Source organism: Deltaproteobacteria bacterium (genome assembly GCA_016930875.1).
Lineage (GTDB): Bacteria > Desulfobacterota > Desulfobacteria > Desulfobacterales.
In genome coordinates, this window is record JAFGFW010000205.1 from 1 (window position 1) to 25,617 (window position 25,617).

Genomic DNA, 25,617 nt, shown 5'->3' on the forward strand with positions numbered 1-25,617 from the left:
TGAACCACTTGAAAAACGGGGCATCTGATCGATCAAGCACCTTGTCCCACTTCTTGAACCAATCTAATTCATGGGCAGCCTCCTCCCAGAACTCCTCAACATCCATTCGGCCTCTTTTCACGGCATCTTCGTAATCATTGGGGTCCAGGTTGGCATCCACGACCAGATGAGGCAACGGCCGAAAGACTCTTCCTTCTTCCAACAAGGCCTCAGTGGTTTCCTTTTCAGAGCTTAGCATTTCGTTCTTCGAGTTCGTTTTTAATACTGCTTCCATAAGTCTTGTTCCTCCTTGACTTGATTTTGACGGGATAAGAAACCGGAACGGTTTCCCTCCTTATCACATCAACCGTTAAAAATCATCATGGTTTTTTGCTTGACCTTTGATAGATATACCTCTAAAGATTTCTTGCTTCAACTTTTTGCTATATGGACCATGAAAAAAGTCACCCTATACACAGACGGCGCCTGTTCCGGAAACCCCGGTCCCGGAGGTTATGGTGTAATCCTTGAACACGGCAAACACATCAAGGAACTCTCAGCCGGTTTTCGCGATACGACTAATAATCGCATGGAAATGATGGCGGTGATTGCCGGGCTCTCGGCCCTAAAAGAACCCTGCGAGGTAACGGTCGTAAGTGATTCCCGCTATGTCGTGGATGCGATAGAAAAAGGATGGGCCCGCAAATGGCAGGCAAACGGATGGATGCGCAATAAAAAGGAAAAAGCCCGAAACGCAGATCTATGGAGACAACTCCTTAGGCTCCTCGAAAAACACCGGGTCACCCTTACCTGGATCCCGGGCCATTCGGACCACCCGCAGAATGAGCGGTGCGACCGGCTTGCTGTGGCAGCGGCAGCCCGGCCCAATCTGCCGGAGGATGTCAGGGGAAGACATTAAACATCCGGACCGAGAGGACCCGGCTTTGGTTATCCGCCGGAGGCGGATTTGGCTTCTTGGGACCCAGTGCCCGACCATGACATTTCCGTTTTGCCTTGACACACCACACCCTTTTTTCTATAATTTCTTGAAATCCTAGCGATGAGACATGATCACATCAAAACACGCGAAAATCGTCTTCACTATTCTATCCATCGTACTCATTAGCATTCCCATTCTTGCCGAGGCAGAAGATCCTGTCAAATCCCACCACCCCCTGCCCGTATTTGAGTTAGAAAAGGTCATTACTGGCTGGCTCGAACATTCTGGTTATAAGGTGAGCCGAACCCCCCTACAAATGGGCAAAGTGCAACTAAAGGCTGTAAAGGAAAAGAAAGGCTGGCAGATCTCTTTAGCGCCTCATTCCGCTCTGGCAACCGAGTTACAGGCCAAATGCACTGCTGAAGGCGAACCAGATGAGGCTCAGGTTCAAGTTGAGAAGTTGCGGGATCATATTGAAGGCTACCTCTCCGGGAACAGCAAAGCGAACTCTATCGAAACGGAGGCCCCAAGGCAGTTCATTCCCACTGCGGTTTTATCGCAAGCCGAATCGGTCGTCTGCTTGAGGGCAGAATTCGAAGACGATGACATGCAGTTCTCAGGTTTCATAGTGGACGAGGACGGCCTGATCATTTCTACGGCACACGGATTGAAAGGGATTGAACAACTCACCGTCATTCTTTCTGACGGCAGGCAATTCAAGGGAGATTTGATCAAGATCGATCTCCGCCGGGATTTGGCCTTTGTTGATATCAAAGGAAAATTCGACAGCTACATCCCTGTGGCCAATGGCAGGAATCTTCTGGGTATGGGCGAACAGCTCTACTCAATCGGATGCCCTATTAATCTTGGAGGAACTGTCTATACAGGGATCATTAATAGCCCGCCCAGACGGGTAAATGGCCTGCCCTTGTGGCAAGTCGACATGGAAATTCATCCGGGAAGTAGCGGAAGTCCTGTCTTTGATGTACAGGGAAATCTGGTAGCCGTTGTCAAAGGTAGGTACCGGGGAACAGACACTGTAGGTTTTCTGATCCCATTTGAGACGATCATGGAGTTCGCAAAGGACTAACAACCGCCTATGAATTATGGCCGTTACGAAATCATGAAAGAGCTGGGCAGGGGTGCCATGGGCGTTGTTTACCAGGCCCACGACCCTCAAATTGACAGGCTTGTGGCCTTGAAGGTATTGCGGCAGGACAGGGTCACAAGTGAGGACTTGGTCCGGAGATTTCTCAAAGAGGCCAAGGCCATTGGCCGGCTCTCCCATCCCAACATTGTCACAGTCTACGACGTAGGACAAGATCACGAGACGATCTATATTGCTATGGAGTTTCTCGAAGGAAAGCCACTGAATGAGGCTGTAAAAGGAAAAAGACTGAGCCTTGAGGAAATTGTGGATCTCGGTGTTCAGGTGGCTGAAGCTGTTGATTATGCGCACGACAAGGGGATAGTTCACAGAGATATCAAACCGACAAATATCATTCTGACTCCCAATGGCCAGGCCAAAATTACAGATTTTGGTATTGCACGCATTGAAGATCCTTCTGCCCCTCAACAAACCCAGGCCGGTGAAATCCTGGGGACACCCGTCTACATGTCCCCTGAACAGGTGATGGGCAAACCAGTGGACGGGCGCTCTGACCTTTACTCGCTGGGAGTCATCCTTTACGAACTCAGTACAGGAAAAAGGCCTTTCGGAGGTGACAATCTCGCTGTTATCTTCAGAGCGATTACCCAGGACACGCCTGTTGAGCCTGCAACAGCGGATTCCTCCATTTCGCCTGCGTTGTCCGGACTGATTGTTAAAAGCCTGGACAAAAATCCTGATGAGCGGTTTCAGACTGGCAAAGGCATGGCCCAGGCTCTTAAGACTTGTCTTAAGACGGAAAAAACAGTACTGATACAACAGCCCACCAGGGAAAAAACCAAAGGGCTTGGGTTTTACTTGACTGTTGTTTTTATCGTGCTTTGCGCAGTGGGAGGAGTCTCCTATTATTTCATGGCCCAGAAGACCTCGGAACAGGCCTCTTCATCAACCCTTGAGCCTTCTTCTCGGAGCGAGGCCCCGCCTCCTGCGCAAATCGTCAGGCCAGCGGTCTTGAAGGTGGAGAGTGTTCCTGCTGGCGCTCAGGTTTTTCTGGACGGTTCTTTCAAGGGGAAATCGCCCTTGAATTTTGATCTTCCCCTTGGAAAATACGAAGTCCGGCTGAGCATGCCCAATTACTATGAGTGGGAAGCGCAGCTTCAATTACGCGAAGAGGGTGAAACCCCGCTTCTTGTCAGATTGGTGCCTATTGATGATAACGCAAGGTAGATAAGTCAGAATGAAGAACCAGAGGGACAAGTGCCTAAAATTAAAAATGCTAAAATGGCTAAAGTTGAGAATGAAGACAAAGTTCGATTTTGGATTTCCAAATAATACTGAACGGGAGCGTTCCAAAACTTTATACAAGGCAAGTTAGCTCACTTTCACTCAATATTTGGCAATACATTTTCTCCCATAAAATAAACAACTTCTGGCGCTAACGCATTAACCTTAACGGAGGAACGCAAAATGAAACCTATTGTAAAATCCATCACTCTATTGGCCATTGTGATGACCGTTATCATGCTTGGCACAAATCTGTGGGCTGGCCAGATCACCTCCGGCCAGATTGCCCCGGCTTTTTCCTTAAGGGACGTTAAGGGGATGACACACGACTTGTCCCAGATGAAAGAACGCCCTATGGCCATCCTCTATTTTTTTGATGCAGACTCAAGGCCAAGTCAGGAAGGCTTGTTGAGTCTGGATCAATTGGCCAAACGATATGAGGAGGCTGATTTGATCGTATGGGGTGTTACGCTTTCGTCCACGGAAAAGGTTGCCGGCTTCTTGACAAAGACCAGTCCGAGCTTTCCGGTCCTGTTGGACAAGTCCGGTGTGAGCGACCTTTATCAAGCCCGGTTGATTATGCCGACAGTGTGTATTCTCGGGCCGGGACTCATGGTGCTCGACTATTTCCAGGGTGGGGGCAAAACCACTGAAATCATGCTGCTCAAACTGGCAGAAAGGACTCTGCAACGAAAACAAACCATGCTGGCCAAGGCCATCAGCGATGAGGTCTCAAAAAAGAATCCTCAAAGTCTTAAGGCCAAAACAGTTAAAGGGTATGCAGCTTTAAAGGAAGGAAATCTGAACGAAGCTGAAGAAACTTTCCATGAACTCGCCAAAAACAAAGGCCGGGGAGAAGTTCTGGGCAAAGAAGGACTCACGGCCGTATATGCAAGAAAGGGGCAAACCGAAAAGGCCTTGAAGTTGGCTAAAGAAGTTGAGCATGAAGCCCCTGACAGGGCTTACGTTCATGTAGTCAAGGGCGACATTCTGTTCAGCCAGAACAAAAAGAAAGAGGCCGAAGCAGAATACCGGAAGGCAGTTCAAAATAAAGAGGCCGAGCCTTTTCAAAAGGCCCTGGCGCGCAATCAGTTCGGCCGGTTTCAGGCCAGCCTGGGAAAATACCAAGAGGCCCGGGAGCTCTATGACCAGGCTGTGGATCTAGATCCTTATTACATCGAAGCGACATCTAACAAGGGGGTCACTTACGAAAAAGAGGGCAAATGGAACGATGCTTTGGAAGCCTATCGGAAGGCCCTGAGTCTCGACAAGAATGATACGTTTGCGGCTGTGTTGGCGCGGAAGGCCCAGGAGATGCTAACCGTCCAAAGCGACGTTGCCAAGAAGAAACGCATTGACAAGTTGGTCAAGGAGCTTGCAGCCCGATACCGAAGTCATAAGAAATCCAGAAAAAAAGCCGAAGATACATGGACCTCACGGCCCATGGTTTTGTCTTTTGTTGATTTTCAGGAAAAAGGCGGGTTGGCCGAAAGAGACGGTTTGTCTACCGTTCTAACCACACAGCTTGGTGAACAGCTTAATGCTTCGGGCAGGGTTCAGGTGGTGGAACGAGTGCTCATTGAACGGCTCCTGGAAGAACTGAACCTCGGTTCTTCGGATTTGGCAGATCCTGAAACAGCCTTAAAGCTTGGCAAGGTGCTGGCCGCAAAGGTCATTGGCACAGGCTCCCTTTTTTATCTGCCCGACGGCACTCTGCTGAGCCTGCGACTCATAGACACGGAAACCTCGGCCATACCCAAAGTAGTCACCAGACAACTTGGCCTGCAGGCATCTCTGGAAAAAGAAATCAACAGACTCAATCGGGATATCCTCAAGGCTATGATCCAGAAGTATCCATTGCAAGGATATGTGGTTCAGGCGAGAGGACAGGAAGTTATGGTCAATCTCGGCTCAAAGCAGGGCGTTGTTTTGGGCACGAAGTTCGAAGTAATCGAAGAACAAGAGCCCATCAAATACAAGGGCAAATTACTACGTAGCACGCCAAAAGCGGTCGGTGAGATCGAGGTTGTACGCGTTGAGCCGGACCTGTGTTATACCCGCGTTCTGAATCAGGAAAGACCCATTAAGGCAAATGACAAGGTAACGGAAAAGATTGAAGACCTGGTGGCTATGGAGAAAAGTAATGTCATTTCATAGGGGTTTACTCGGGATCTTCTTCGCGCTTCCCCTCCTTTTTGTCAGTTGTTCGACCGGACCAGTTGCGTATAAAGAAGGAACAACCATAGCTGTCTGGGACTTAGAGAACTTGACCCCCTCGGAGTCTGTGCAGCATGATCTGGGAGAGCTTCTTTCGGCGAAGGTCATTGAAACCATCAAGGAAAGCGGGAAACACACAGTTGTCGAAAGGGAGCGTCTGCTCCTTGCTCTTGAGGAACTCAGCCTGGGGACCACATCACTGGCAGATGAATCCACCCGGTTAAGGATAGGAAAGATATTGGGAGTCCAACTGATGGTATTCGGGGGTTATCAGGTCATAGCCGATCAGATGCGTCTTGATTTGAGGCTGGTGGAAGTGGAAACAGGCAAAATCATAAGCGCTGCTCAAAAAACGACTCCCGGTGGAGATCTGTCCGGGTGGCTTAAGGCCGCAGAAGATGCAACAACCGGACTATTTTAACAGACCGCTTGTTGGCCAGGCAGCCTTATCGTCTAAGGTTTTTTATGAATTTGTTACGCTCCGCTGCGCAAGGTTTCCTGGGACGCGGTGGCGGTGCTTTTTTTTCCTTTGCACCCTCGTCTCGTCTCTCTTTATAGATCTCTCGGATGGCAATAATAGCCAGCACAAGACCTGGATCTTCCTCCAGCGCCTTCCCATAGGAGTCGGCCGCCTTTCCGTAGTCTCCTTGGTCGCTGTTCTCGATTCCCTCAAACAGATACAGGAGGGCATCAATACTGGCCGCCATAGGCTCCCTCAGCTCACTTTCCAACTCGGCTGAAAGTTCGATTTTGAGGAGCTTAATGATTTGAAAAAGGAGGTCTTTTTCCATGCGGAACAATTCCGCAAGGAGCTTGCCTCTGGCCCTGGGCTTGCCTAAGAGTTGTTCGGTTGGCACGCTCAAAAGGCCGGACTTCAATCCAAATTCGTCGGGCTTTTCCTTAACGATATCCCCTCCGACCAGGAGGCTAGCGCCTAAAAGTCTCCCCACCCGAGACGAATTCTCTGACTCAACCAAACCTGACACACCAAGATCCAATTCTTCTAATAAAGCCTGGAGCTTCACCCTTTCAACAAGCTGGATCTCTTTCACCTTGGAAAGGTCGGTCATGAGCATTATCGTGAGACCTTTTTGAAGAAGATCCAGCTTTGACCATCCGGTCTTGTTGTGGAAGTAAAGGACTGCCAGGGTCTTCGATGCACCCGTTGTTTCGAGGGTCTTTTCCTTTTGTAAGGCCCCTTTTGCCCACAATCTTGTCTCATCGGTCACTATCTGCCCGGCCCAGGACGAGAAGGCCAGAGCCATACAAAGCAACACAGAAAACAGGCATATGCCGATTGATTTTCCCTTCATGATTCAGCGGTATAACAAATATCATCTTTGGGGAACAAAAACAATAGAGTAGACAGGAGAGTTCAAAGCCGTGCTATTTGGGGGAAACTTCAGGAGAGAAAACGCAGGACCTAAGGGCTCGCTCAAGTCCGACGGTCTCGCAAAAAGTCGAAATCCGCCTCCGGCGGACTGTCATTCCGGCCCGTCGAGAGCCTCAGGGTCGAACGACGAAAGCCGGAATCCAGTTTATTCAGCTAGTTACAAAGGCTCTGGACTCCGGTTTTCACGACTCGACTGAGCTCGTCGAAGTCCGGAGTGACGACTTTTTACGAGATTATCAAGATTGGCCCAGAGTATCTGTCAAAGACTCTTTCAGAGGGTCAGGGATGTTCTTGACTGCATCAAGATCTACTATTTCCTGAAAGGCAGGAATCCCGGAGAGTTGAGTAATCTGAAAGATAAAATCGTCCGGCGGGAGAAACGTCTCTAAAGGTGCCTTTAAAACCACTACCGGAAGTCCTCCTAAATCTGCAAGCTCCCTGGTTTCCACTTCATAGCGAAGGTCTTGGAGCAACTGAGTTAATGCTTTGAAATGCTTTAAAAAAATAACGATCGCCAGGTGGTCAATCAGGGCCTGTTTCATGTCATCTGCCTGGCGGGTTTCAACCCCGGAAACCATGGCCTTTAAACGATTCAGAGGGCACTCCCCTCGGTAGGAAAGAATCCACTTAGTGGGAGACGTAACACTTGTTGCTTTTTCCTTGGAACCTCCGGAATAGAGCGCATATTCCAAAGGCGTTCCCTCTAACTGGTTTGAAATGGGGGCTAGAGGCGGTTGAAGCTTTTTGGGCAAACCGAATGGTTCGGCGGAAATAGCCGCATATTGTTCCTGAAGTTCGGCAAAAGCCTTGTCTGAGCCGGGCACTTCTCCTGCAACCGAGCTCTTTATGTAGGTGCCAAATAGCTTTCTTGGAACAAAAAGAGGCCGTAAGACTGTTAGGTGGGCCTTGAGGCGCTTGTCCAGAGCATTGGCAATCTTCTCGGTTGCCTGGCGAAGCTGCAAGAATTCCTGGCTGTCTAGGTTCTTTCGGGATATCTCTTCTTTTTCCATAGGACCTCATCCATTTTTACTGAGATTCTCATAACTTGTGTAGCAGATTTCATAAGTCATGTCAAACTAAAAGGCCTATTTTAGCTTCACCACAAAAACTTCTGTGTCTTCCTCGCTCGAATAGGGACCAAACAAAATCGATTCCGGAGAACCTGTAACCTTAACAAAATATGAAGTCTCGGCATTTAATTCGTTCTGAACAGCCCAGGCTGTATATTCTTTTTCTCCAAGATTCAATTTCAAACCTTCTACGGGATAGTTAAGCACCGATTTGCTCGGGAGGCTACCCTTTGGCCCTACGCCGTGAAAAGCTATTTCGGCATCAGCCACGGCAAACATCCCGCCAGACCAAGACACTTCCGTGGGTCCCACTTCAAACCACTGTCCGACGTGCTCATTTCCGTAAAGATCCAAGCGATACTCTGACGACATCTCCTCCTTGACAGAAGCATGAGCCCTGGCCACCAGTTTTGCTCCTAAGGTGGCGCTTGAGGCCGACAAGATCTCCACCCCTTTCAAAGATGTAGTCAATGAATCAGAAGCGACCGGCTCACCTTCTGTCTGCAATATGACGATGGGGAAATCAAGCCCCCTTTGGGCCTGGAGTGTAATGGACAGGAGTGAAAGCCCGTATCGAATGGAAGGGGTGCGCAAGTTCTCCTCAGATCCCAAAATGGCCCAGAAAATGATCTGTGGATTTACCAATTCCTCCCTGGCCTTCATCCAGGCCATTTTTTTCAGATCATCCTCCCAAAAATGGCCATGGAGCTCAAGGCCGTATGTCTTCATTTGAGCCATCAACTTCTTCACCATGTCTTCAGACGAAACCAGCGAAGTCAGCCACACTTTTTTCATCACTTCATCCTTTCTTGGATCATAAACTTCCTATCATTTCCTTTCTCACCCTATCCAGTTCCTTTATCATCTCGCTTGCTACTTTCAGGCGATCCTATGCATCTGAAGCATCTATGCTTTCAAAATCGCCGTAGTCAACATCAGACCACTCGTCATGATCTCCCAGTGACCTTTGAGCCAAAAGCATAAATGGAGACAATATCCTCATGAAATCCCTCTCTAATTTCTTCATCACCCAAGCCTGTTTCCTCGTGATGAGGCAAAGGGGAACATGGATGTTTCACTGCGCGAATTTCAGATGCTTTCTCACAGGCCTATTTCTCCTCCTTAGATGCGGGTGTAAGCCATACATCATGTTACTGAACAAATTGCCGCACTTGGCCAAAAACTCACCATAGGCATTAAAAGGCGCTGGAAGTCCCTTCATTGCCGTGCCGACGGCTTTTAGCAAACTGCCCATCTGTGCCGCGTAGGTCTTGGGATCAGTCCTTGCTTTTTGGGGATCTACATTCCTGAATGCCACAAAGGCGTTGTAAAGATTTATCCCTTTCCCGCAGCGTTCCGTCCACTTGTTTGCCTCACCCAAAAACGCATGTAACTTGTTTGCAGCCTTTCCGTTCCAAACGTCTATATGAGGGTCAGTCGCTCCCTGTTTGCGAGCTTCTTCCAATTGCTTCACCGCTATTTGGCATCCCTTCTTAATGGTCTGCCATACTTCATTAGCATTTTTCGAACTCTTCAATCCATCCACATCGGTCTTGCCCGTTACTGAGGAGTACTTGCCCGCTGCAGCCTCCTTTTTGATATCGGCCAGTATTGCCTTGAGTCTCCTGTTGCTATCTTCCCGTCTAGATGCCGCCAGTCGCCTCCCCTTTCTTTCGAGTCGATTTAACCTTTTTAACCCCCGGTCATGGCAGACCACAGCCCACTTATTAAGCTCATTACCATACTGGTGATCAGGCGCCCCAATGAGATCCTTTTCTCCCAATCTCCCCGCAGCAACCATCTTCGCCGCATCCGCGCACCATTTCGTATTGCTTTGCCGGGTGTTCCTTCGTCGTCGGGACGGCCGTCTTCCTCCCATGTGAATTCCCTCTAATCTTTAAGTAAATGTAGTCTTAGCAAAGAGAAGCTCCGTTTCTTTTCGCCTCTCAGCAGCCTCGCCTTCCCCTTCACTTAAATCACGGAGGCTCCAAAATCTTCCGTTCCGTCTTCTTGATATCACAGCGTACTCACTGACGCTTTCCCCTACCCCGGGTCTCTATATTAAGCGGCCATTGCTCATTGTTGACAAAAAGGCCAGTTTTATACTATGCTCTTTGTTAACATAAGAAAAGCTACTTTATTAATTAACCTTGTGAGAACTAATTATGCCTAAAGGACCAGCAGCACGCGTCACCGACTCTGTGGCTCACGTACCCCCGGTTTTGGGTCCCGGCCCCGGAAGCACCAATGTCCTAATCGGCAAACTGCCCGCCTGGCGGGGTGTGCCCGGTGCCGTTGGATCAGCCTTGAACGCCGCAAAGAAGGTTTCCGATGCAGCTATCAAGACGGCTGAAGCTGCCTCGGCCGCAGCCCAGGGCACTCCAGGAGCGCCAGCCGCAAAGGTGGCTGAGGAAACTGCAAAGTCAGCTGCCGCCGGTGCCATGGGCACTGCTATCAGCACCGCTGCTGCAGCAAGCGGGGCCGACAAACACATGTGCGCTACGCCCCTTCCGATTCCGCCCCACGGTCCCGGTGTTGTCATTGACGGCAGCGCTACGGTCTTGATCAACAATGCGCCTGCCTGCCGAATGGGAGATACTGTCCTTGAGGCTGTGGGGCCACCCAACAAGATCCTCAAAGGATGCACGAAAGTGATTATTGGGGGGTAGCTCCATTTCGATCCACGCCATCTAAACACCAGGGGCCCCCTCTCACAAGGACAGACCACAAAGGCATCGGATTGCGGCCATTGCCCAAATACTCACCGCGTCGATTTTAACCACCGGGATAGTCATATTCTCGCGGACCCTACCTTGCCCTCCAAATAGCAGCGAAGTAACCCAACAGCCTATGGGAAGAGCCTTGTGGGCAGAGGAGAGCCGTCCAGGCCCACGACCTTGAAACCCATGCCGACGGTTCCGGCGATGAGCACCGGTTTGCCAATGCCGTTCATGAAAGCCAACACTATGGGTTGCTTGGTCGTTTCAAATTGAATTGGGACCGACTGCAGATTCCCCTTTCCGTCAAGGACTTGCCACCTCCCTTGACCATCGGCGATCAACGCCACTGCGCCGCCGACATCGTTCACGGCAATGCGCGCCTCGCGGACGGGTTCGTTGGGGTGCCAGTCGATTATATGTTCCTGCCCTTCCACGAATTCATTGGAGCCTGACACGGACCAGGTCACAAGGACCAGTTGCCGTGGTCCGTCCCCTGTCATCTTCCACACTAGCATGCCGCCCCAGATCCTGTTTTCCGCATCGATATTTGCCCCTGTGGCAATGAATTCACCGGGCCAGCTCGCCATGCGCACGGGACTTGGCATATCACTCTGAATCCCAGGCCATGACGCCAAGCAAAGAACCAACTCTGGCCCCTCTGATTGCACATAGGTTACCAGCCGCTGCCCAGTTGAACGAACATGACTCATGATCCACGTAATCCCACGCTTTGTCACGAAGGAGATCAATGCGCAGATTCTCAGCCAGTATGGTCTCATCATTGAGAATTTCCGCAGCCCAGGGCAGTTGTGGGTCTGCGTCAAAACCGCTCCCGAGCAGAAACATCATCTCGATGTACAGCCGGACGCTCCGCTCGGTAGTAAGACCGTAACCTTTCGCCCGCTTCAACCCGTATCGGATGGCACTTCGGATATTGACTTCCTCCAAGACCTTGCAATGCATTGGAGCAAACGTTTTGAGATGCTCAACTGTCCAATCTTCGAAGTTCTGAAGGACACTATAGTGTTGCTGCAACCTCTCTACCCACTATCGGCTCTTTCGCAGGAAGCTGAAAGCATGTTTAACGAGATCGTCTGAGGCGAGGAGCCACAGGTTCGGGGACCACGCCAAATACGGCACAAGGCTCGTGTTTTTCATCGACTATCGCATAGCACGGTTCTGACATGCTAATTCCGCGTTCAAGAACTATCAGCGGCGCTTCACTCGTCATTGCCATAATTTCTAGAAGGTCTGTTTTCCGCAGTCTCGGTGCAAGCGAGTGGGCGTCCTCGGCTCTCGCTGGACGGGCTTTAAGCATTTTTAAATTCTCCTTGAGTCTTTGGAGTTTAGAATGCTCTCCATCATATTTCCTAACAAGCACAAGCTGCTTATCATTTCATGAAAAATGGGAGGCCTCCATACGCCAACAAAGTCAGCTTTGTTGCTTTGCTCCTTAGCAAATCTAATAGATCTCCAGGATCTTTACCTCTGCAGCGCTCAGGTTGTAGATTGGACAAAGGCCACGCCACACCAGATAAAGCCGTTGCTCATCTGGGATCAAGCAGAGCGTGTCCAAATTGAGTTCTACCTTTTCTGTTGCAGAAGGCGGCTGATGGGGATTTTCGAATTCCCTTTTTACCTCCGTTCCCTCAAGCCTCTCATCTTCCCCGTAGGTTGCTCCCAGGTCAGTTGTGAGCCCAAGGGATTTCGTAACAGTACAACTCAACTTGATCCCAGGCAGCTGAAAGCGAGTTTTCCCCTCAGGTGTGAGGTTCACAAGTTCCACTTCCTCATCACCTTTTAGGTAGCCATCCAACTGCAAGTCTGGATGTGCGCCATTATGGTGGTTGAACGAGAAATCCCCTGGTGACGCGGAAGCACTTTTTTGCTTCTGTTGATTATTATAGGCTTCCAGGTAACCCAGTCGTGGCATCCAGGCCTTGCCGTAAAAGCCAAAACCAACCGGCTTGGGACGATCTTTCCATGATTTGATCAGATTGTCCGGATCTTCCAGGTTGGGCAGCGGTGCACCGTCCAATACCTTCTTTGACTTTTTGGAAACAAAGCCGCGTCCGACAAGATTTTGCGCGCAGTAGCCACCGCCTTCCATGTCAATGCCCCCAAAGGCGCGTTCATAGACAAGGTCCATGGTCACAAAGGGCTTGGGGTCAGACGGGTGCTCCGGCAACAGGCGGCCGGCACACCGCCAGTGCCGATCGCCAAAAACCCGAATGGTCTTTTTCACGTGTCCCACGCGGAGCATCACATGGACGACCTGCGCAGGCTGTCCACCTGGCGCATAAGCCTTTCCGACCAGCGCTATGTCAGCCCTAGGCTTAAAAGGAGCGATGTCTGATTCGAACTTCACGCTCCCCGTGCCCATAACATCATGGAACTCATCACAATAAGCCACGGGGATTTGCTCTGAGGCCACTGTGGCAGGCGCACCCGCTTGAATGTCAAACGTTCCTTTAACCACGACCATCAAGACCGGCCTGGCTTCAGGCCCTTCCAAGGGCAATGCTATGACTTCAAAGGGTGTGTTGTTTGAGATCTCCATGCTTTCTAATCAATCCATTCCCGCCAACACGGCAGTGAGTCTTCAAACATCTTCTAACTGGACTTGATAACTTCCGTCAAGGTAAAATCCCAGCAGCAGGTTTCCCCATCCTGCTTTTTCAAAGGCTTTTTCAACACCCTGCTAAGGCCCCTTTGGCCCAACATACATATTCTTAAAGCATTTGGTTTATGCCTGGATCATCCCCGTTGAACGTTGATTATGTCTAGCCTTATAGAGAACGCACTCGGCGATCTTTTCACGGACCTTGTCGCTGTAATGAAAAAAGTCCAAATCCAGGGTCGGATCGTGCTCAAGATATTCTTGGGCCTCCAGCGGATCAAGCTCAAACAAGTTGGGCTCGTCAGGAACGTATTTTGAGTCGAGCCACCACCCAGTAAAGCCGAACTTGGCGTGGTTCTGGTCATAGATGACCGTTCCGGGGAAGGGAACGAGAACTCCTCGATGGTTAAAGACATCCGTATTGTCGGCCAGGGCTCTCATGAGATCAATGGTGTTGTCCAACTCTTTGACACCTTCTTCCGGAAATCCGCACATGAAGTTTACGATGGTGGTCATGCCCTCGGCCTTGGCGGCCTTAACGGACTGCTTGACCTGATCCGGACGCTGCCCCTTTTTGATGGCCTTGAGGATATTCTCATCGCCACTTTCAATGCCAAAGTTGATGGCCACACAACCGGCTTTTCGCATAAAAGCCAAATCATTAAATTTTACCATATTCGCTGGTGTGATACACGTCCAGGTGACTCCGCCTAAGGCGGGCTCAGCCAAGATAGCGTCACACAGCTCAGCAACCCGGGAACGGCTGGCTGTAAACGCGTCATCCCAGATCGGAAAGTGTGTCGTATGGTATTTCTCCCGAAGGTTTACCATCTCAGCCACCACGTTTGCGGCTGATCGCCATCGGTGCCAGCGGCCTGTAACGTAGTTTGCGCAAAAGGTACAGCGTGCCGGACAGCCACGGCTCGTGACCAGCCCGCCTGTAACAACCGTGGACGTGGGTGAATAGGCCTTTGCGTCAAAGCACGGATAGCTTTCAAAAGGAAATGGCAGCTCGTCAAGATTCTCTATAGGGCTTGCCGGCGTGCCCTGGATACCTTGACCATAGCAGCCGGCGACCTTGGGAGGCGCTTCTTTTGAACCGTCGTCCAACCATCGTGCCAATTCCACCACTGCCAATTCACCTTCACCAAGAACCGCAACGTCAAAGCCGAAACCGAGCACTTCATCAGGACAGACCGTGGCATGGGGCCCGCCTGCCACCAAAAGCCTTGTTGCGGGCCGAACTCTTTTGGCCAAACCGTATCCGTCAGCTGCATTTTGAGTGAAAAGAGTCATGCCGATCATATCAGGTGACCAGGATTCAGCCATGGTAACGGCATCCTCTTTGCTACCTGTGAACCGCGCAGCCGCCAGGTCCACACAACGCACCTCGTGGCCGTCTTTCAAGAGACTGGATGCCACGTATTGCTGCCCGATATATGGGGCGCCCATCTTCTGCGGAAGGCGGGGCATGATCAATAGGACTTTTGCCATGTGATTGGTCTATTGTTTTGATTGGTTATCTTCGTTCTATTGATTCTATTGGTTTCATTGGTTTGAGTTGTTCACATTGGCACTTTTTTTGTGAAAGTTTGAATGTCGGTCCTCCCCTGCAGGCGCTCGTTCGATCGTTTTTTGGCCGTGACAATGAGGCTGTGGGCAGTATTAAATACTCGCAGATCTGTGAGTCCCGTCCCTTTTACCCATTTGCAGACCTGATCTACGGAATAGACATGCCCGGCTTTGGTATAAAGCGCCATGTTAAGGGCGAAGTAGACGGAGACAGCCGGCCCGGAGCGGTCGGGCTGGACCCATAGATCCTTGACCACCAAACAGCCGCCCTGTCGAAGTGGTTGTGTTGCTGCAGCTATGAGTTTGGCACAATCTGATGGACCATAAAGGTGGAGCATATTGGCCAGAAGCACTACGTCGTACTGGACGGAAACCGGTTTGAATGCATCACGTGGTTCGAATCTAGCTCGGTTTGCGCGGTTCCTGAGCCGATAGCGCGCCATTTCCAAGACTTCCTCACGATCTACTAGTGTCGCCTTGGCGTCCCCGTGCATTTCGAGAAAAGCAGCAGAGTAGGCTCCGGAACCTGAACCAATGTCCAGAAGATGACCGGAGCTGATACCAGCGCACTCCCATAGCCGCCGCGCTGCGGGATACCCGATCTCAAATAAATGGTCGTGAAGCCGAACGTTGGTGTCGGGCATGTGTTCGCTGGATTCGATTTCACCCAAAGGTCGATCAGTCCTAATGACTTGGGCCAACCGTCCCCATCCGTATTCGGGTAGCACCGGTCCGCGCTCGGGCGTTCGCCTCGCCAAATAGGTGCCACCTTCTTGTTGGTACTCCAGTACACCCTCAAGTCTCAACACGTTAAGTAGGGCGCGCAACCGGTTTGGTTGAAGTCGCAGTTTTGCACAAAGCTGCTCGCAGTTCAGTGGACGGGTGAGGAGATCGAATATGCCTATGGCAATGGCTGCACGAATGGAAGCATTCCGGAAAAACGAGCGGTTCTGTTCGAATACGTCACAGAAAATATCCAAGGGATCGTTGTCTGCATTTTGAGTGGGTTTTTCATTGGCAAGGACATGGACCACTGTACCCATAAGCTCACATTAAAATTTCGACGCGCGCGACATCTGGTGCGTCAAGATCCTCAATAGGAACCAGGCCACGCCACACAAGATAGAAGCGCTCTTCAGCTGGCATAAGGCACAAGGTATCCAGATTCAGTCGTACATCCTCGAAAGTTGACCCTTCGAAGGATCTTGATACCGAGACCGTAGGACGTTTTCCTGGAAGCTGAAACTCAATCCGGTCGTCTGGCGTTAGGTGAATAAGCTCCATCTTTTCGTCGCCCTTCAAATAGCCTTCTACTTGTTGATCCCGCGGAGCCGCATTGAAGTAATCAAACTTGAAATCCAGGGGCCTTTCCGGGTACCGTTCTCTTTTCCATTTCTCATCGTATGTGCCCAAAAACGCAATCCGTTGCGACCAACCTTTCCCTATAAAACCAAAACCGACGGGCTTTGGTCTGTCCTTCCAGGACTTGATCAGGTTGTTCGGATCTTCTATGTTCGGCAATGGTTTGTTATCCAAAACCTCCTTTTTCGCCTTTTTACTAAACATACCGCGACCCACGGGGTTTTCAGCACAGTAGTCTCCCCACTTCATGTCCATGCCGCCAAAAGCATTTTCATAAATGAGATCCATCTCAGTAAATGGTTCCGGCTTCGAGGCTGTTATGTTTCCTAAGAGACCACCTGTCCGCCAATATCGGTTGCCAATTACACGGATGATCTTCTTAAGCTCTCCAACACGAAAACCCACGTCCAGCGCGTGGACGGCGGACCCTTTTGGCGCAAATGCCTTACCTACGATCACAACATCCGAGCGTGGCTTGAAAGTAGCCAGATCGTCCTCAAACACTGTGCTCCCGCCTTTCTCAGGATCCTGCAACTGATCCCCAAAAATGATGGGGTCTTGCTCGGCCGCAAGTGTGGCAGGTTCGTTGGCCTGCATGCGGAATGTGCCTTTTACTACCAAGGTCAATACAGGGTTGTCCGACGGTCCTCGGCCGGGGAGAGCAAAAAACTCCATGGGTGTGTCATTTTGAACTTTCATGTTTTACATCATCAAATGACCCGGCACTGAGATAATATCACCCATTATCACAGGTCCTACAGGCACATAGGGCGGCGCAAAAGTGGGCACCGGCCCTTTGCCCAATACCAGCATAACTTGCTGCATGGGAAGCCACACAAGAAAGGCCATACTGAAACCCGTTGCAATCGCATCAAACAACTCTTCGTGATGAAGGGCATCCTTCTCGCCCAAAGCATCACACATGGCTTGTTTCAAAGGAAAGGGCGTAAGTTCAGACATCATGGGTGAAGGACAGGCTATGAGCGGTGTAGGCACGTTTGGCATTGGTGGCGCTTGCGGTCCAGGGAATGCTGCAAAAGCAGGATACCAGGGCAAACCGGGAACCATAACGTTGTCCTGCCATTTTTTCCATTTGTCCTCAAGTGCATCGGCAACTGCAGCGCAATATTTCTTTTCCTGGTCCGTGGCGCCAACCATCATGGGAGCATTTTTTATGTTCGACCCGATCTTAGGCCCGTCAAGGCAACCCGGTGTGCCGAGAGCAGTGACGGCATTGATCATGATGTTCTTGAACTTCGCTTGCATCCTCCACATGTCTATGCTGAAGCCTATTGCAGGGCAAATCTTGTCAATAAATGAGGCAAATTGCTCACCTATGGTCTTGGCTGTGTCCACATGATACTTATTGAGGGATGCTTCTCTGAAAAGGTGCGGAGGGAGCGGGAGACTTGGGGGATTAACTAGTTCCTCTGGCTTGAATGCATTCTTATACTGGTCCCCCGGTTGCTTCCAGTCAATGGGAAGCTGCTTCATGTTGGCTATAAACGTCATTTTTGCTATAATACCCATTAACTGTGTATTTATCGGGGGCATGGTACTATTCCGATCTTAATATATTTTTGACTTGCAGGGAGACGGCTGCAAGTCAAAACCAAGTCTCTGTGGTTAAACGTGCAAACAATTATTCGCTCCCATTAACAGATTATCTTACGAGCCTTAATGAGATGGACCAGGAACACACTCCAGTGCCGCCCATGGTGTCTCAGCGCCCACGGCGCATTCATTAGCTCCTGCAACACCTCATATTTCAATCCCATTTTGGGAAACACGTTCCCTTCGAGAATGCTTCGAACCATGGCAGACCCATCCAATTCATCGCTCTCCAGCCATTCCGAAGGTTCACACAAATCAGCCCGCCACTCGTAGGGAGAACTTATGACCAGGCCTCCCCCTGGTTTCACCAAGGCATCCATCTGACCAATCAGCACAAGGGGCAGGCTCACGTTGTCCACCAAATTCAAACCAGCCACAAGATCGAAGGATTCTGCGCTAAAAGGCGGGTCCAAGACGTCAGCCACGAGAAACAAAACATTTTGGGCTGGTCGATATGAAGTCCGAATCTCTTCGAAGCAACGACCGTGCTTTTTCCGTTCGTAAGTGACCTTCTCGGTCTGCTGGAAGCGAGCTGCGGACGAGAGGGCCTTGAAGTTCAGGTCAATTCCAACAGCCAGGTTGCTGAAGCGGGCCAGCTCAAAGGTATAGCGCCCCACGGAACAGCCTAAATCGATTGAGTGGCAATACTCTGTCTCGCTTCCCGGTTGAGCCATTTCCACAACCGTTTGCCAGAAGGGTCGGCGATTTGCCAACGACCCAAAAGAGGCGGGAGCGTCATCAAGACCACCGTAATGCAAATCCATGTACGAACTCAGTAGACATCGCCGTTCATAAGACAAAGCCTTGCTCAGGCTCAGCCCCGCGAAATACTCTTGTATCGCAGGGGCATCACTTGCAATGACAGACAGTGTCGATTCTTCGGAACGCCACCACCCTTTCATATCCTTCAGGACAATGGGAACCCCATCCAGGACTGGATACTTGAAACGGCACTGCTCATGTGAACAAACCAGAAACCCTTCTGACACAAAATCCCCTTCACTCCGTAACACCTCTCCAAGTTCCAGGGGATATTGGACAATGCCCTCGGCGCCGACTTTTCGACACCGAGGGCAGATTAATTCGATTTGTTCTAAGAGTTTTTTCCGCAATCCCCGTCCTTCGAAGCGATTGAGCCATCTGTTACAACTGCCGAAATCAGTAACCTAGTTTCTCAAAATCTCCACGTCAACTGCGTCTTGTTTTCGGCCAGTCATCTCCTTGCTTCTTATGAGATCTTTCAATCCTATGAAAAAAATTTTTTCTTTCCCGTAACTTCCTGTTACCTTGTTTTCCCAGGCTTCACGAAAACCAACACCAGTTATCGAAGTAATGATATCTACTCGTACGGGTTCGTAACCCAATTGAATAATGTTGCCCTCTTCTACAAAATCTTGTTCAGACAGATCCAAGCTCCCGAATCCAAAATCATTGAGTGCCTGAACGATCCTTTTTCCATTCTCAACACTTGGCTCTATCAAGATGTCTATGTCTTTTGTGTATCTGGGTTTTCCATAGAATGCAATCGCATACGCTCCAACGATGCAGTATTTAACCTGATGTTTGTTTAATAATCCTAATAGCTCTTCGTAGTCCTTTTCTATGCGCATCACCAGCCTCTTGATTCATCTTGAAATATTGCTCTCGCAAAAACTGCATCTCATCCAGCCTTTCAGTTGCTGTCTGCGCCTTGCGATATTTATCATCGAATTCTTCTGCTTCAGAAAAAGAACCAGCCCTGTTTACCCAAATTCTCTTCTTCATTTCCTCAACCCTGCACTGCCACTTGTATAGCGACTGGAACCAACAAATTCTCCCTTCCGCATTTATATAGTTTCAAACCTCCAACCTATCGCCTCCAACAGCGCCAGCGGCGCTTCTCCCTCCAACCTCAAGCGAAGTGATCCTCAAACCTCAAACAGGCTTTGGCCCCTGGCCTCCAACCTTGAGCAGCGCCAGCAGCCCACCTGCCTCAAACCCCTAACGGGCTTCACCCCTATGCCCTATGCGCTTTGCCCTATTCTCACCCTCCCACGATTACGTCAGTGCTGCCCTCTATCAACTTACCCATTCCACCGCAATGCTGATCATCATCGCCCATGCGGTGGGCGGGCTTGTTGTTGATCAAGACCGTGGAGCTTCCTTTGGCAGCTTTCCACATATTGGGGCCGCAACACGGCGCATGAATCCCTATATCGTCCACACGCAGGGCCGGCCGAAAATTCACCAGCACGTCAGGCGAACCTTGAACAGCCGGGCCTATAACGGGATGCGGGCAAGCAACGCAACCGTGGGCATCGGCTGCCGCCTGTGATTTGTCTCCAAGTCGTCCTTGTGGTGGCATCGGTCCTTCCTTATACTGATTTCACAAACTCCATTTATACAGAAAATTATTGAGACAACATCCGAACCTCTGACCTAGACCTAAGGTACTCCCTTGGCACCTAGTCTGGTTGAGGACTGTTTGTTGCAAATAGGTTTTCACCTGTTGTTGCATCAACGACATTGCGCATGTGGTTGCGCTGCCACACAGGGATTGAATCTGCATATCGACCATGAGCCGATATCGGCGGGAGACCACGCAACGTAATTGCCCATACGGATCGAGGCCTCGATCCCATTCTTGAATGCATGACATAGACACCATGGATTTCTTTAGCGAAGAAGGGGCTTCCAATGCCTTTGGACAGCACGGTGTCAAGGGCATCCAGGAAAAGCACCTTAGGGTCATCTTCAGGATGTTTGTGGTAAATTTCCTCTTCTGCACGGAGTTGCGCTTCAGCCGTCGCCCCAGACGGTTGGGGACGCATATCTGGGTCTTTGCCGTCAAATACGGACTGAATGCTTAACAATTGACCTGTACTCTCATCAATAAAGACAAAAAACGTGCGGGAATATTGGTCTTGGAAACCCGGAATCGCAGATTTTAGTCTCAATCCAACACCATCGAACTCGACCTGCCACGCTTGTCTTCCAATGATGTCCTGCCACAGAAACGGGGTCTTATCTTCTCTCACAGTTACAAGTTCTACTGAGGTCACACCTGAATAGATGAATAGTTGTCTGTCACTCTCATGAACGGTATAGGTCTTTGCATATTCGCTATCGGTTATCAGCCACCAACCTTCTTCCTTTTCCGTCGACTTCCTCTGAACAGTTATTGCCAAAGAAAGTGGTATTTCGTGAGCCTCGAACTGCTCGCGTAATGGTGTTGAGATGAGACTACTATCCAGTGCATCTTTTAATACTGAATCAACACTGAACAATAGAGGACCTCGCAGTTCGTCAAACCGTGTTAGCGCAATTGCTCTAGCAATCGCACTTGCTTTGTCTGTGACTCGCTTTACCATTATCTTTCCCTCTCCTTTTGTGTTATGAGTGCACTGGAGAAATATGATTGCCGTGAAGCTACACAGCAGGATAATTCGTAAGCAATTATGTACTGTTCTCATACATCCATTGTCGAAATTAAGAACGAGGTTAAGAATTCGCCATATTTCAGGTCATCAAAGGATGCAGTTTTTCGGTAAGCCTCAGCAGAATGAGACTTGCCAGCGGCTTTGAACTGATTTAAGACCCACCTTTTTAGGGGAGTGGATTCTTGTCCCAGATGTTAAATTCTGTGTCGCTTACTCGCTCCACGCCCCACTCGCTTGCATCACTGGTTATCATATCTCCTACCGTGAATCCAGTGTCCTGATATGCACCTCCATCACATTGGTACTGACAATCTGTAAAGCTACATTTACTGTCCGTAGTCCCCGGCATATCGTCCTCTTTATTATAAATTTCTCCTACCCATTGTGCTACCGTTCCAGTCTTGTTTTTCCATCCGTTGTCAGAGAATGTCTGCCATTCTGTCCCGTCATACGAGAATGTCCATTTCCCGGTCGATTTATCGAGGTCACACTGATACGTATGGGTAGCCCCCTCGGCAGGCGCATTACTGTTATCATAGTTGACCTTGTATCCCGAGCCGTTCATTTCTGCGTAACGGTATGTCTTGATAGCCGTCGAGCCACCATTGCGTTCCCGTCCATAGCCCGTTTGCGCCCATATCATCGAGGCTCCTGCGTCATTCGTGATATTTGCATACACAACGTGATACGCATCCGTTGTGCTACAGCCTTCATCTTCGCAGCAGACCTTTCCGTATCGCGTTTTGATTTTGCCTTTTATACCAATCACGTCTGCAACAGATTCCTTGCCATAGGCATATTTTCGTCCGGCCGTACACGTACAAACCTTAATGTCTGTGTCATCAGTGCACGGCGTGCAGCCTTCTACGTTGTAAGTAACCGTGAGTATTGATTTACCAGCGGCAACCCCTTCAACACTGACCGTACTTTCAGTGCCTGACACAGTTGCAACTCCCGTATCACTGCTTTGCCAGTTGAAACTACCACCCCCCGGACTTCCTGTCGCTGTTACGTCCTTTGTTGTCCCTGCGCCACATATATTCAGCGGCTTCGGGCTCAGTGTCACCGTACAGGAAGCGCAGGACTGTCTGCGACTCCCGGCTCTCTGGGTATTACTTCCGGTTGACGTAGGGGAGCCTCCCGATTTGCACATAGTAAATCCTTTTTTTCACGGTAGAGCAATGCCACCGTTCCAGGTATGCCATCTCCCACCACTGGAAGAGGGACACCAAAGTCAGAGCCAATCCCTCAAAGAACAGGGCTACTGAGGGAGTACTTGTTCGCTTGCCGCCGGCAGGTCATCGAACTACCAACCTGACCACTTCCGGCTCAAACCACTACTTGGCATGGAGCCTTCAGGTGTGCACTTGTCATTCCCCAGGTCCGGTCAACCAGCGCTCCAGATATGCCATCGCCCCTTCGTAGAGACGATCCACTCTTTTGTTTTGATCTTCGATGTCCTTATCTTTTAAGATCTCCGCTACCCAAGGAAATTGCGGATCTGTAGCAAAGCCGCTGCCCAACATGAACATCATGCCGATATAGATTACAAAGCCACGCTGGATGGTGATCCCATGGTTTGTTGCAGACTCGATGCCGCGTTGGATCAACTGACGAACACAGTTTTTACCCATATATTCGCACTTCTGTGGAAAAATCTTGTTGAGTAGCTTTACCATATGATTCTCAAAGTTGCCGGCGTCTGATTCCGGCAAAGCCTCGATACGTTCTTGCCGCATTTTGAGCAGCGCCGCATCAATATGTTCATTGTTACCACCTGCCACATAATCAAGATATTGCGTCGCTCTGTCAGAGAGGCGATCAATTCTCTCAGTCTCATCGAGTATGGTCTCGTCCGTGAGAACCTCTGCCGCCCACGGCAATTGCAAGTCCGTATCGAAGCCGCTGCCCAGCATGAACATCAGATTGATATAGAGGCTCACATTACGCTCGGTGGTCAGGCCATAACTTTTCGCTCGTTCGAAGCCTTGGCGGATGACGTTCCGGGCTGCAAATTCCCCTAACATACTATGCTGTTTGGGAAAGTGTTCGTTTAAATGTTCGAGTATACGATCTTCGAAATTACGGATTGCAGCTTGTTCGAAGACTTCCATTTGTTCCTTGGTAATCTTAAGCATCGTGCTCTCTACCAGGCAATTTTCTACGGGCTTTCAGCCAATAACCCGGCCTCCTGTTCTACCTGATACGTTGTTTGAAGATGCCGCCGACACAGGTGAACCCCATTTTCTTATAGAACCTCTCAGTTCGTTCTGTGTTGACGGTGGTTGAGGTGCTGAGACAAATCTCACAAGCCTCGTGTGCTATAGCCCAATTCCGAAAGGTCTGAATCAAACGCAAAGCAGCCGAACTGCCACGGTGTTTCCGATCGACGAACAGAAACATGTCACAAGCTACTTTTTTGTCGCAGAAAAAATAGTCGGTTATATAACCGCCCAACATGCCGACGAGGATATTGTCTTTTTCGGCGACTAATCCGCACTGTGTCTCAGTATCCTCAATATAGCCGACAATATGCCGGGAGACTTTTTCTCTATTAAATGGAAGGAAACCGTAAGCTCCTTCCGCGTGCATCCGGGCTCCCATCTCAGTGAGCATTTCCATATCCTCATATCCCATTCGTCGAATGATCACGTCAGACTCCGTCTCTGATGTGACAACTAGTCAAGATCACATGCTATTGTTTCATCTGACGAGGGACTAGCCGAGCTTAATCATATCTTCAGTCAACTTCGTTTCGACGAGTGAATATCCGATCAATGTATCACCGTCTTCTCCTTTCACGTAATACCGGTCTACAGGACCGAAAAGCGTAGAAAGCTGCTCATTGTCGCAGGTCGGCAGAAAGACATGAAGTACCCTTGGGTCATAATACCGAAAAAAAAGCGAAGTCGCGTCTTCGTCGTATACGATTAGAAAGCCTCGAAAGTGCTGCTTGAGCTGATCCAATGTAACAGACGATGCAACAAAGATTCCCCAGCTGTTTCCCCAGCCATTGTTTAGAAGCCATCGTGTGAAAGAATCATCCGGCTTGAGACTCACAAGATATGGTGCCACATGGGCTAAATCCCGAGCCTTGTCTCCTCGAAAAAGACAGACTGCGGGAACATTGGTCTCCAACACCTTTGAATAAATGCCATCGTTCCGCGCAGCATCCAATACGGCAAACACTTGAGGGGGTTTCTTCGTCTCGTCGATAGGCCGCCAAAGCTGATCGATAATTTTTTCGACGTGCGTACTTGCCATGAGTTCTAATTCCTTCTTTCACAGAGCCCGACCGGGCTCTAACCGGCTACGGTCAGTTCTCACACAACGGTTTTCCCGATTGCGAAGCCTGCTGAAGGGCTTGCGCTTGAGGCGTGTTTGACGGTGGAAAGGGTGTGAGATATACTTTTTCTCCCGTCTCGGCGACTCCTGCCTCCTGCGGCTCCTGCGGCGATTCCGGTGAACAGCCCGATCCGGAGCCGGCAGATCCGCCGCTGTTGATCTTTACCATCGTTCCTTGAATAGTCACTCCACCAGGTCCAATGTCCACAAAATTTCCGCCTGCTTTCAGGCTGACCTGCGTCCCTGCTTCTATGATCACCTTCATCCCGGCCTTGAGGTGAATCTCTTGTCCTGCATCCAACGCATGCTTCTGTCCTACCTTCTCCTGCATGTCACGCCCGGCTTCGATAGAAATTGTGCCATCGACCTTCTCGTTATGGTCACCTTTCACCGTCAAGTGCTTGTTAACTTCCACCTGTTCCAGCTTGTCGTTATACACAATCAGGTGGCTATCGTTGCCGATCCATTCGCGAAGGTCGTTCTTGACACGGATGTCCTGGTTCTTCTCTGCATGAATGAAAATGTCCTCCTCACCCTTTTTGTCCTCGAATCTAATCTCATTAAAACCGTCACCGTCCGGTGAAGAAAGACTTTTTATCGTGGATTTCGTCCTTTCCGTGGGAAGCTCATAGGGAGGCACGGCCTCGGCATTATGAACGCGGCCCGTGATGATGGGGCGGTCTGGATCTCCCTCCATAAAATCCACGATCACTTCGTGGCCTATCCGCGGGAGAAAAAACATCCCCCAGTTTTTTCCAGCCCAGTTTTGCGACACGCGGATCCAACAGGAACTTTTTTCATCGTATTTACCTTGCCGATCCCAGTGAAACTGTACCTTGACCCTGCCATGTTCGTCAGTGTAAATCTCCTCCCCGGACGGACCCGCCACAATGGCCGTCTGGACGCCCTCCACAACAGGCTTCGGTGTGTTTCTCTCCGGCCTAAAAGTTACTGAGGAAGGGATGGCGACAAAA

General features: G+C 50.0%; 30 protein-coding genes. 6 read left to right on the forward strand and 24 right to left on the reverse strand.

All coding sequences use genetic code 11. The features are described from left to right. A partial coding sequence (locus JW883_16925; GenBank protein ID MBN1843946.1) for an acetyl-coenzyme A synthetase occupies positions 1–238 on the reverse strand: 238 nt, incomplete at its 3' end. A gap of 195 nt (positions 239–433) precedes the next feature. On the opposite strand from JW883_16925, the gene rnhA reads away from it, so the two are divergent. The 5 genes from rnhA to JW883_16950 all read left to right on the forward strand — a co-directional run bounded on the left by rnhA (position 434) and on the right by JW883_16950 (position 5,949). Beyond that, on the forward strand, positions 434–898 hold the full coding sequence (rnhA, locus tag JW883_16930; protein ID MBN1843947.1) for a ribonuclease HI: 465 nt from the start codon (positions 434–436) through the stop codon (positions 896–898). A gap of 148 nt (positions 899–1,046) precedes the next feature. Next, positions 1,047–2,009 (forward strand): trypsin-like peptidase domain-containing protein, encoded by a 963-nt coding sequence (locus JW883_16935; protein ID MBN1843948.1) that lies wholly within the window; start codon positions 1,047–1,049, stop codon positions 2,007–2,009. Positions 2,010–2,018: 9 nt separating this feature from the next. Beyond that, complete coding sequence (locus tag JW883_16940; GenBank protein ID MBN1843949.1) at positions 2,019–3,254, forward strand: serine/threonine protein kinase; 1,236 nt, start codon at positions 2,019–2,021, stop codon at positions 3,252–3,254. 240 nt (positions 3,255–3,494) lie between these two features. Beyond that, complete coding sequence (locus tag JW883_16945) at positions 3,495–5,468, forward strand: tetratricopeptide repeat protein (protein ID MBN1843950.1); 1,974 nt, start codon at positions 3,495–3,497, stop codon at positions 5,466–5,468. Further along, the gene (locus tag JW883_16950; GenBank protein ID MBN1843951.1) at positions 5,455–5,949 is read left to right on the forward strand and encodes a hypothetical protein; all 495 of its coding nucleotides are present in this window, start codon (positions 5,455–5,457) and stop codon (positions 5,947–5,949) included. The genes JW883_16945 and JW883_16950 overlap by 14 nt, the downstream gene beginning before the upstream one ends. Before the next feature lie 25 nt (positions 5,950–5,974). Here the strand turns inward: JW883_16950 and JW883_16955 are convergent, their stop codons facing one another. From JW883_16955 to JW883_16975, 5 genes are all read right to left on the reverse strand, one after another. Next, positions 5,975–6,841, reverse strand: a complete 867-nt coding sequence (locus JW883_16955) for a hypothetical protein (GenBank protein MBN1843952.1) — start codon at positions 6,839–6,841, stop codon at positions 5,975–5,977. A 316-nt stretch (positions 6,842–7,157) separates the two neighbouring features. Next, a complete protein-coding gene (locus JW883_16960) occupies positions 7,158–7,931 on the reverse strand; it encodes a hypothetical protein (protein MBN1843953.1) in 774 nt (257 codons plus the stop codon). Positions 7,932–8,006: 75 nt separating this feature from the next. Continuing rightward, the gene (locus JW883_16965) at positions 8,007–8,786 is read right to left on the reverse strand and encodes a hypothetical protein (GenBank protein ID MBN1843954.1); all 780 of its coding nucleotides are present in this window, start codon (positions 8,784–8,786) and stop codon (positions 8,007–8,009) included. A 94-nt stretch (positions 8,787–8,880) separates the two neighbouring features. Beyond that, positions 8,881–9,018, reverse strand: a complete 138-nt coding sequence (locus JW883_16970) for a hypothetical protein (GenBank protein MBN1843955.1) — start codon at positions 9,016–9,018, stop codon at positions 8,881–8,883. 48 nt (positions 9,019–9,066) lie between these two features. Beyond that, complete coding sequence (locus JW883_16975) at positions 9,067–9,792, reverse strand: hypothetical protein (GenBank protein ID MBN1843956.1); 726 nt, start codon at positions 9,790–9,792, stop codon at positions 9,067–9,069. A 364-nt stretch (positions 9,793–10,156) separates the two neighbouring features. Here JW883_16975 and JW883_16980 point away from each other — a divergent pair, with 364 nt between their 5' ends. Beyond that, entirely contained in the window at positions 10,157–10,660 is a 504-nt protein-coding gene (locus JW883_16980; protein ID MBN1843957.1) for a PAAR domain-containing protein, read from the forward strand. A gap of 179 nt (positions 10,661–10,839) precedes the next feature. Here the strand turns inward: JW883_16980 and JW883_16985 are convergent, their stop codons facing one another. The 18 genes from JW883_16985 to tssI all read right to left on the reverse strand — a co-directional run. Next, positions 10,840–11,316, reverse strand: a complete 477-nt coding sequence (locus tag JW883_16985; protein MBN1843958.1) for a hypothetical protein — start codon at positions 11,314–11,316, stop codon at positions 10,840–10,842. Between the two features lies 1 nt (position 11,317). Then, on the reverse strand, positions 11,318–11,674 hold the full coding sequence (locus JW883_16990; GenBank protein ID MBN1843959.1) for a hypothetical protein: 357 nt from the start codon (positions 11,672–11,674) through the stop codon (positions 11,318–11,320). Positions 11,675–11,792: 118 nt separating this feature from the next. Then, on the reverse strand, positions 11,793–12,029 hold the full coding sequence (locus tag JW883_16995; protein MBN1843960.1) for a hypothetical protein: 237 nt from the start codon (positions 12,027–12,029) through the stop codon (positions 11,793–11,795). 144 nt (positions 12,030–12,173) lie between these two features. Continuing rightward, on the reverse strand, positions 12,174–13,271 hold the full coding sequence (locus JW883_17000; GenBank protein ID MBN1843961.1) for a DUF2169 domain-containing protein: 1,098 nt from the start codon (positions 13,269–13,271) through the stop codon (positions 12,174–12,176). Positions 13,272–13,457: 186 nt separating this feature from the next. After that, the gene (locus JW883_17005; GenBank protein MBN1843962.1) at positions 13,458–14,825 is read right to left on the reverse strand and encodes a B12-binding domain-containing radical SAM protein; all 1,368 of its coding nucleotides are present in this window, start codon (positions 14,823–14,825) and stop codon (positions 13,458–13,460) included. 71 nt (positions 14,826–14,896) lie between these two features. Then, entirely contained in the window at positions 14,897–15,946 is a 1,050-nt protein-coding gene (locus JW883_17010; protein ID MBN1843963.1) for a methyltransferase domain-containing protein, read from the reverse strand. A gap of 4 nt (positions 15,947–15,950) precedes the next feature. Then, the gene (locus tag JW883_17015; protein ID MBN1843964.1) at positions 15,951–16,964 is read right to left on the reverse strand and encodes a DUF2169 domain-containing protein; all 1,014 of its coding nucleotides are present in this window, start codon (positions 16,962–16,964) and stop codon (positions 15,951–15,953) included. Positions 16,965–16,967: 3 nt separating this feature from the next. Further along, positions 16,968–17,819, reverse strand: a complete 852-nt coding sequence (locus JW883_17020) for a hypothetical protein (GenBank protein ID MBN1843965.1) — start codon at positions 17,817–17,819, stop codon at positions 16,968–16,970. A gap of 101 nt (positions 17,820–17,920) precedes the next feature. Continuing rightward, positions 17,921–18,991, reverse strand: a complete 1,071-nt coding sequence (locus JW883_17025; protein MBN1843966.1) for a methyltransferase domain-containing protein — start codon at positions 18,989–18,991, stop codon at positions 17,921–17,923. Positions 18,992–19,045: 54 nt separating this feature from the next. Then, positions 19,046–19,489, reverse strand: a complete 444-nt coding sequence (locus JW883_17030) for a hypothetical protein (GenBank protein MBN1843967.1) — start codon at positions 19,487–19,489, stop codon at positions 19,046–19,048. Beyond that, positions 19,431–19,643, reverse strand: a complete 213-nt coding sequence (locus JW883_17035; protein MBN1843968.1) for a hypothetical protein — start codon at positions 19,641–19,643, stop codon at positions 19,431–19,433. Before JW883_17035 ends, JW883_17030 begins: the two co-directional genes overlap by 59 nt. Positions 19,644–19,902: 259 nt before the next feature. Next, positions 19,903–20,223: a PAAR domain-containing protein gene (locus tag JW883_17040; GenBank protein ID MBN1843969.1), complete on the reverse strand. Its 321-nt coding sequence runs from the start codon at positions 20,221–20,223 to the stop codon at positions 19,903–19,905. A 100-nt stretch (positions 20,224–20,323) separates the two neighbouring features. Then, the gene (locus JW883_17045) at positions 20,324–21,229 is read right to left on the reverse strand and encodes a hypothetical protein (GenBank protein MBN1843970.1); all 906 of its coding nucleotides are present in this window, start codon (positions 21,227–21,229) and stop codon (positions 20,324–20,326) included. A 235-nt stretch (positions 21,230–21,464) separates the two neighbouring features. Continuing rightward, positions 21,465–22,451 (reverse strand): Ig-like domain-containing protein, encoded by a 987-nt coding sequence (locus JW883_17050; GenBank protein ID MBN1843971.1) that lies wholly within the window; start codon positions 22,449–22,451, stop codon positions 21,465–21,467. 217 nt (positions 22,452–22,668) lie between these two features. Beyond that, complete coding sequence (locus JW883_17055; GenBank protein MBN1843972.1) at positions 22,669–23,436, reverse strand: hypothetical protein; 768 nt, start codon at positions 23,434–23,436, stop codon at positions 22,669–22,671. Positions 23,437–23,494: 58 nt separating this feature from the next. Beyond that, positions 23,495–23,950 carry a GNAT family N-acetyltransferase gene (locus tag JW883_17060; GenBank protein ID MBN1843973.1) on the reverse strand — a complete coding sequence of 152 codons (456 nt, stop codon included), beginning with the start codon at positions 23,948–23,950 and terminating at the stop codon, positions 23,495–23,497. Between the two features lie 66 nt (positions 23,951–24,016). After that, positions 24,017–24,562, reverse strand: a complete 546-nt coding sequence (locus JW883_17065; GenBank protein MBN1843974.1) for a DUF4123 domain-containing protein — start codon at positions 24,560–24,562, stop codon at positions 24,017–24,019. A gap of 52 nt (positions 24,563–24,614) precedes the next feature. Next, a partial coding sequence (gene tssI, locus JW883_17070; protein MBN1843975.1) for a type VI secretion system tip protein VgrG occupies positions 24,615–25,617 on the reverse strand: 1,003 nt, incomplete at its 5' end.